At 70.7% G+C, this 6,975-nt stretch carries 6 protein-coding genes and 2 riboswitches; of the genes, 4 read left to right on the top strand and 2 right to left on the bottom strand.

The genetic code is table 11. The features are described from left to right. The 4 genes from NS331_RS23840 to gcvP all read left to right on the top strand — a co-directional run. Positions 1–554, top strand: a 554-nt coding sequence (locus NS331_RS23840; protein ID WP_153013019.1) for a TRAP transporter large permease subunit, incomplete at its 5' end; no start/stop codon positions are given. Between the two features lie 33 nt (positions 555–587). Further along, positions 588–687, top strand: a riboswitch (glycine riboswitch). Positions 688–699: 12 nt separating this feature from the next. Beyond that, positions 700–807: riboswitch (glycine riboswitch) on the top strand. A 42-nt stretch (positions 808–849) separates the two neighbouring features. Further along, complete coding sequence (gene gcvT / locus NS331_RS23835) at positions 850–1,983, top strand: glycine cleavage system aminomethyltransferase GcvT (protein WP_058644415.1); 1,134 nt, start codon at positions 850–852, stop codon at positions 1,981–1,983. A 176-nt stretch (positions 1,984–2,159) separates the two neighbouring features. Further along, on the top strand, positions 2,160–2,540 hold the full coding sequence (gene gcvH / locus NS331_RS23830; RefSeq protein ID WP_058644414.1) for a glycine cleavage system protein GcvH: 381 nt from the start codon (positions 2,160–2,162) through the stop codon (positions 2,538–2,540). Positions 2,541–2,608: 68 nt separating this feature from the next. After that, positions 2,609–5,506, top strand: coding sequence for an aminomethyl-transferring glycine dehydrogenase (gcvP, locus tag NS331_RS23825; protein ID WP_058644413.1), 2,898 nt, complete (start codon positions 2,609–2,611; stop codon positions 5,504–5,506). 149 nt (positions 5,507–5,655) lie between these two features. Here gcvP and NS331_RS23820 read toward each other — a convergent pair whose 3' ends face one another. Further along, positions 5,656–6,510, bottom strand: a complete 855-nt coding sequence (locus NS331_RS23820; protein WP_058644412.1) for an alpha/beta hydrolase — start codon at positions 6,508–6,510, stop codon at positions 5,656–5,658. A 65-nt stretch (positions 6,511–6,575) separates the two neighbouring features. Next, a partial coding sequence (locus NS331_RS23815) for a substrate-binding domain-containing protein (protein ID WP_193758193.1) occupies positions 6,576–6,975 on the bottom strand: 400 nt, incomplete at its 5' end.

The raw sequence follows: 6,975 nt of genomic DNA, 5'->3' as shown, positions 1-6,975 counted from the left end.
CGGTGTTCTACGCGCTGGTGTGCGGCAAGTTCGTCTACCGCACGCTGGCCTGGAAGGCGCTGCCGGACATCCTGGCGCGCTCGGCCCTGCTGTCGGCCTCGGTGCTGATCATCATCGGCCTGTCGGCCTCCTTCGCCTGGGTGCTGACCATCGAGGGCATTCCGCAGCAGCTGGCCGAATGGCTGGTGGGCATGGATCTCACGCCCTGGACCTTCCTGATCGTGGTGAACGTCTTCCTGCTGCTCTTCGGCATCTTCATCGAGCCGCTGCCGGGCGTGATGGTGCTGGCGCCCATCCTGGCGCCGGTAGCCGTCAAGCTGGGCGTGGACCCGGTGCACTTCGCCATGGTGGTCATCGTCAACCTGACGCTGGGCATGATCACGCCGCCGGTGGGCGGGCTGCTGTTCGTGACCTGCAACGTGTCGAAGGTGCCGATGACGGCGCTGGTGCGCGAGCTGGTGCCCTTTCTCTACGCCCATGGCGTGGTGCTGCTGATGCTGACCTTCCTGCCGGCGCTGTCGACCTGGCTGCCGCGGGCGATGGGCTTCAAATAAGCGAGGGCGCCGCGCGCCTTGTCCCTTACACTGCGCGCTTCGTCAGGAGAGAGCCCCGCGCGACGGGGCCGCCGAAGGCGCAGGATTCCGCAAAGGCTTCCGAACGCTCAGGCAAAAGGACTGGCGGCACGCCCCGGGTTCGGGGCGTTTCCCTGCTGGAGAGAGGCGCCGCGGCCCAGGCCGCGCGTCCACCGAAGGAGCAAGCCCCCATCGCGGGGTGAATCTCTCAGGTAAAGCGGACAGCCGGGGTGGACCACGACAGCCGTCGTGGCGCTGTACACCCCGTGAGATGTCCATGTCCGCTGCTGCCGCTCCTCTTATTCACACCCCCCTTCACGGCCTGCACGTCGAGCTGGGCGCCCGCATGGTGCCCTTCGCCGGCTATTCCATGCCCGTGCAGTACCCGGCCGGCCTGATCGCCGAGCACCGCCACACCCGCACGGCCTCCGGCCTGTTCGACATCTCGCACATGGGGCAACTGCGCGTGTCGGGCCCCGAGGCGGCCGCCGCGCTGGAGACGTTGATGCCGGTCGACGTGATCGGCCTCGCGCCCGGCAAGCAACGCTACGGCCTGCTGCTGGACGACGACGGCGGCATCCTCGACGACCTGATGTTCTTCAACGAGGGCGGCGATTCCTTCTTCGTCATCGTCAACGGCGCCTGCAAGGCGGCCGACATCGCCCACATCCAGGCCCGCATCGGCCAGCGCTGCACCGTGCAGCCGCTCCCGGACCATGCGCTGCTCGCACTGCAAGGTCCGCAAGCGGCAGCCGTGATGGCGCGTCTGGCGCCCGGCAGCGAGCGCCACGTCTTCATGACCGGCGGCACCATGGCCATCGGCGGCATCCCGGTCTTCGCCACCCGCAGCGGCTACACCGGCGAGGACGGCTTCGAAATTTCCGTCGCCGCCGCCGATGCCGAGCGCCTGGCCCGCCTGCTGCTGGCCCAGCCTGAGGTGGCGCCCATCGGCCTGGGCGCGCGCAACTCGCTGCGGCTCGAAGCGGGCCTGTGCCTGTACGGCAACGACATCGACACGACCACCACGCCGGTCGAGGCGGCGCTCACCTGGGCGATCCAGAAGGTGCGCCGCACCGGCGGTGCGCGGGCCGGCGGCTTCCCCGGCGCCGGCAAGGTGCTGGCGCAGCTGGACGGTACGGCCCCGGTGGCTCGCCGCCGCGTCGGCCTGGTCGCGCTGGAGCGCGTCCCCGTGCGGGAGCACACCGCCCTGCATGTGCCCGGCGGTGGCGCCGTCGGCGAAGTCACGAGCGGCCTGCTCGCGCCCACGGTCGACCGGCCCATCGCCATGGGCTATGTGGACACGGCCCATGCCGCCGTCGGCACCCGCATCGACGCGCTGGTGCGCGGCAAGCCGGTGCCGATGGAGGTGGTGCCGATGCCCTTCGTACCCGCCCGCTACTACCGCGGCTGACCGCTGCCAGAGCCGCTCCCCCGCGCGCCCCGCACCATGGCCGCCGACGACAGCGCCGTCAGACAAATCCCCGGCCGCCTGCGCCGCAGGCGGACATGCGCGCTGCCCGGGCTGCACGGATACTGGCCGTCCGACTTTTTTCTTCCATCCCCTTTCTTCTCTTTCAGGAGCCCCCCATGACCATTCATTACTCCAAGGACCACGAGTGGATCGAGATCGCCGACCACGAGGCCGCCACCGTCGGCATCACCGTGCATGCGCAGGAAGCGCTGGGTGACGTGGTCTTCGTCGACCTGCCCGAAGTCGGCAAGACCTTCAAGCAGGGCGAAGTGGCCGGCGTGGTCGAGTCCGTGAAGGCTGCCGCCGACATCTACATGCCCGTGACCGGCGAGGTGGTCGAGGTGAACGAAGCCCTGCGCGCCGACCCCTCCCTCGCCAACAGCGACCCCATGGGCGCCGGCTGGTTCTTCAAGGTCCTGCTCCAGGACAAGGACATGGGCGAGTTCGACCAGCTGATGGACGAGCCCGGCTACGCCAAGTTCACCGAAGGCGCCTGACCCGCGTGCGCCGGCGCGTCTGCTTGGACGCGCCGGTCTTTCTCCCTCTCCCCTTCCGGCCCGCTGCCATGAGCTCCTCCGCCTTCTCCCTGCGCGACCTCGAGAACCCCACCGAATTCATCGCCCGCCACATCGGTCCCGACGCCGAGGCCGAGGCACGCATGCTCGCCACCGTGGGCGAATCGTCGCGGGCGCAGCTCATCGACAGCATCGTGCCGCCCTCCATCCGCCGCAGCCAGCCGATGCAGCTGCCGCCGGCCGTGAGCGAGGCCGAGGCGCTGGCCGAGCTGAAGGCGATCGCCGCGAAGAACCAGCGGGTGAAGAGCTTCATCGGCCAGGGCTACCACGGCACGCACACGCCGGGCGTCATCCTGCGCAACGTGCTGGAGAACCCCGCCTGGTACACCGCCTACACGCCCTACCAGGCCGAGATCAGCCAGGGCCGCATGGAGGCCCTGGTCAACTTCCAGACCATGGTGACGGACCTCACGGGCATGGCCATCGCCAATGCCTCGATGCTGGACGAGGCCACTGCCGCCGCCGAGGCCATGACCCTGGCCAAACGCAGCGTCAAGAGCAGGAGCCAGCGCTTCGTCGTGGCCGGCGACGCGCATCCGCAGACCATCGAGGTCATCCAGACCCGCGCCGCGCCGCTGGGCATCGAGGTGGTGCTGGCCAATTCGCTGCAGGAATGGAACGACCTGCTCGCCGGCGACTACTTCGCCGTGCTGGCTCAGTACCCCGCCACCAGCGGCCGCATCGACGACCTGCGGGCCGATGCCGAACTCATCCACGGCAAGCAGGCCGCGCTGATCGTCGCCACCGACCTGCTGGCCCTGACGCTGATCGCCCCGCCCGGCGAATGGGGCGCCGACATCGTGGTCGGCAACACGCAGCGCTTCGGCATGCCCATGGGCGCCGGCGGCCCGCATGCGGCCTTCATGGCCTGCCGCGACGAATTCAAGCGCTCGCTGCCCGGCCGCCTGGTGGGCGTGAGCGTGGACAGCCACGGCGCGCCGGCCTACCGCCTGGCCCTGCAGACGCGCGAGCAGCACATCCGCCGCGAGAAGGCCACGTCCAACATCTGCACGGCGCAGGTGCTGCCGGCCGTCGTCGCCAGCATGTACGCCGTCTACCACGGCCCCGCCGGGCTCACGCGCATCGCCCGCCGCGTGGCGGCCTATACCGCGATCCTGGCCGCGGGCCTGAAGCAGCTGGGCGCGCCGCTGCGCGAGGTGCCCAGCTTCGACACGCTGTCGCTGCACACCAAGGACCGGACGCAGGCCATCCTGGCCAAGGCGCTGTCGCTGGGCGCCAACCTGCGCGTGTATTTCGGCGAGTACCTCTGCATCGCGCTGGACGAGACCACCACCCGCGCCGACCTGGCGCTGGTCTGGCAAGCTTTCGCCGCCGACGGCCAGGCGCTGCCGCGCGTGGAGGACTTCGAGGCGGACGTGCCCTCGCTGATCCCTGCCGGCCTGCAGCGCACCAGCGCCTTCCTGACGCACCCGGTGTTCAACACGCACCACAGCGAGACGGCCATGCTGCGCTACATCCGCAGCCTGTCCGACAAGGACCTGGCGCTGGACCGCAGCATGATCCCGCTGGGCAGCTGCACGATGAAGCTCAACGCGACCAGCGAGATGATCCCCATCACCTGGCCCGAGTTCGCCGACGTGCATCCCTTTGCGCCGCCGTCCCAGCTGGCCGGCTATGCCGAGCTGGACGCGCAGCTGCGCGACTGGCTGTGCCAGGCCACCGGCTATGCCGGAATCAGCCTGCAGCCCAATGCCGGGAGCCAGGGCGAGTACGCCGGCCTGCTGGCCATCAAGGCCTGGCATGAGAGCCGGGGCGAGTCGCATCGCAACGTGTGCCTGATCCCCTCCTCCGCCCACGGCACCAACCCGGCCAGCGCGCAGATGGTGGGCATGCAGGTGGTGGTGACCGCCTGCGACGCGAGTGGCAACGTCGACATCGACGACCTGAAGCGCGCCTGCGAGAAGCATGGCGACCGGCTCGCCTGCATCATGATCACCTACCCCAGCACCCACGGCGTGTTCGAGACGCGGGTGAAGGAACTCTGCGAGATCGTGCATGCCCACGGCGGCCGCGTGTACGTGGACGGCGCCAACATGAACGCCCTGGTGGGCGTGGCCGCGCCCGGCGAATTCGGCGGCGACGTGAGCCACCTGAACCTGCACAAGACCTTCTGCATTCCGCACGGCGGCGGCGGCCCGGGCGTGGGCCCGGTGTGCGTGGTGGAGGACTTGGTGCCCTTCCTGCCCGGCCATGCCACGGGCGGCAGGCCGGCGACGGTGGGCGCCGTGTCCGCAGCGCCCTTCGGCAATGCGGCCGTGCTGCCGATCAGCTGGATGTACATCCGCATGATGGGCGCCGAGGGCCTGAAGCAGGCCACCGAAACGGCCATCCTCAATGCCAACTACATCAGCGCGCGCCTGGCCGACCATTACCCGACGCTGTATGCCAGCGCCAACGGCCACGTGGCGCACGAATGCATCCTGGACCTGCGCGGCCTCAAGGAGAGCAGCGGCGTGATGGCCGAGGACGTGGCCAAGCGCCTGATCGACTACGGCTTCCATGCGCCGACGCTGAGCTTCCCGGTGGCCAACACGCTGATGGTGGAGCCCACGGAGAGCGAGCCGCTGGCCGAGATGGACCGCTTCATCGACGCCATGATCGCCATCCGCGGCGAGATCCGCCGCATCGAGGAAGGCGTGTGGCCGCGTGAGGACAACCCCCTCAAGAACGCACCCCACACGGCCGCGACGCTGGCGGCGACCGACTGGGCGCATCCCTACTCGCGCGAGGTGGCGGCCTTTCCGGTGGCCACGCTCAGACAGGCCAAGTACTGGCCGCCGGTCGGGCGCGTGGACAACGTGTATGGCGACCGCAACCTGTTCTGCAGTTGCGTGCCGGTGAGCGAACTGCAGGACGAATCGGCCTGAGGCCGGTTGGTCCGGGTCCAACGTGGGCGGTGGTCCGCCCCTGGTGCCGGTAAGGGCGCGTCGGCCGGTCCCTGCGGCCTGCGTCCCGCGCATTGCGCAAACCCGCACTCAAGCAAACGGAGCGCCCGAGGCACTCACTCACGCCCACCCTATCCGCCGATGGTGCGGTCCAGGAAGGCCACGATGCGTGCCGTCACCTCGTCGCGGTTGGTCTCGTTGAGCAGCTCGTGGCGCGCACCGGGGTACAGCGTCAGGTCGACATCGCTCACTCCCGCGTCCCGGTAGCGCTGCGCCACCAGCTGCAGCGCCGCGCCGCCGCCCGCGATGGGGTCGGCGTCGCCCGAGAGGATCAGGATCGGCAGGTCCGGCCGGATGGCGGACAGCGCCGCCGGGTCGGCCGCGCGGGCCAGTGTCTGGATGCCGGCGAAGGGCTCGGGCACGAAGCCGCAGGCCGGGTCGGCGCAGTAGCGGTCCACCTCGGCCGCGTCGCGGCTCAGCCATTCGAAGCCGGTGCGGTGTTCGAAGCCCTGGTTGAGCGCGCTGAGGTCCACGGGCCCCTCGGCCGTCATCATCGCCACGATGCCCGACACCTCGGTGGAGCCGAGCAGCACCGCCGCATCGACCGCGGCGGAATGGTCCAGCAGGAACTGCTGCGTGGCGAAGGAGCCCATGCTGTGGCCGACGAGCGCCACCGGCAGGCCTGGATGGTCCTGGCGGATGCGGTGGTTGAGCTGCAGCAGGTCGTCCACCCAGCCCGGCCAGCCGTCCGGGCCCCAGTGGCCGTAGCGGCCGTTCGCGCTGCGGCCGGAGCCACGGCCGTCGGGCGCGTAGACCAGGTAGCCGGCGGCGGCCAGCGCCTCGCCGAAGCGGCGGTAGCGCCCGCCGTGCTCGCCCAGGCCGTGCTGGACCTGGACCACGCCGCGCGGCGCCCCCTCGGGTGCCCAGCGCCAGGCCTGCAGGCGCTGGCCGTCGCGGGTGGCGAATTCGATGCTGTCTTCTTTCATGAGCGTCTGTCTCCGTGATGGATGGCGGGCATTCTAGGAATGCCCCTGCACCTGACCGCAGTGCCTCAGGCCAAGGCGCCAGGGGCGTCGAAATCCGCCGTCTCCAGGCAGGCCTGGCGCAGCGCCGCCACCAGCGGGCGCGGGTCGCCGTGGCGGAAGTGGAAGCCGTAGTCCAGCGCCGGCGGCGGCTCGGCCACCGCCAGCTTGCGCAGCGTGCCGCGGCGCATCAGGCCGTCGGCCAGGCCGCGCGGCAACAGGCCGATGCCCTGCCCCGCCGCCAGCAGCCCGGCCACGCCGCCCCAGTGGCTGCAGCTCAGCTGCGCGCCGGGCTGGGCGCCGGCGCGGGCCAGCCAGGCATCCTGCACCTGCGTGATGCCGGAGCCGCGCGGCAGGCCCACCAGCGTGTGGCGCAGCCAGGCCTGCGCGTCCAGCCGTGCCACCTTCGCCGCCACGGCCGGGGCGGCG

This window comes from Pseudacidovorax intermedius, assembly GCF_001476815.1.
Classification (GTDB): domain Bacteria; phylum Pseudomonadota; class Gammaproteobacteria; order Burkholderiales; family Burkholderiaceae_C; genus Xenophilus; species Xenophilus intermedius_A.
This window is presented reverse-complemented; position numbering and strand designations above follow the sequence as displayed.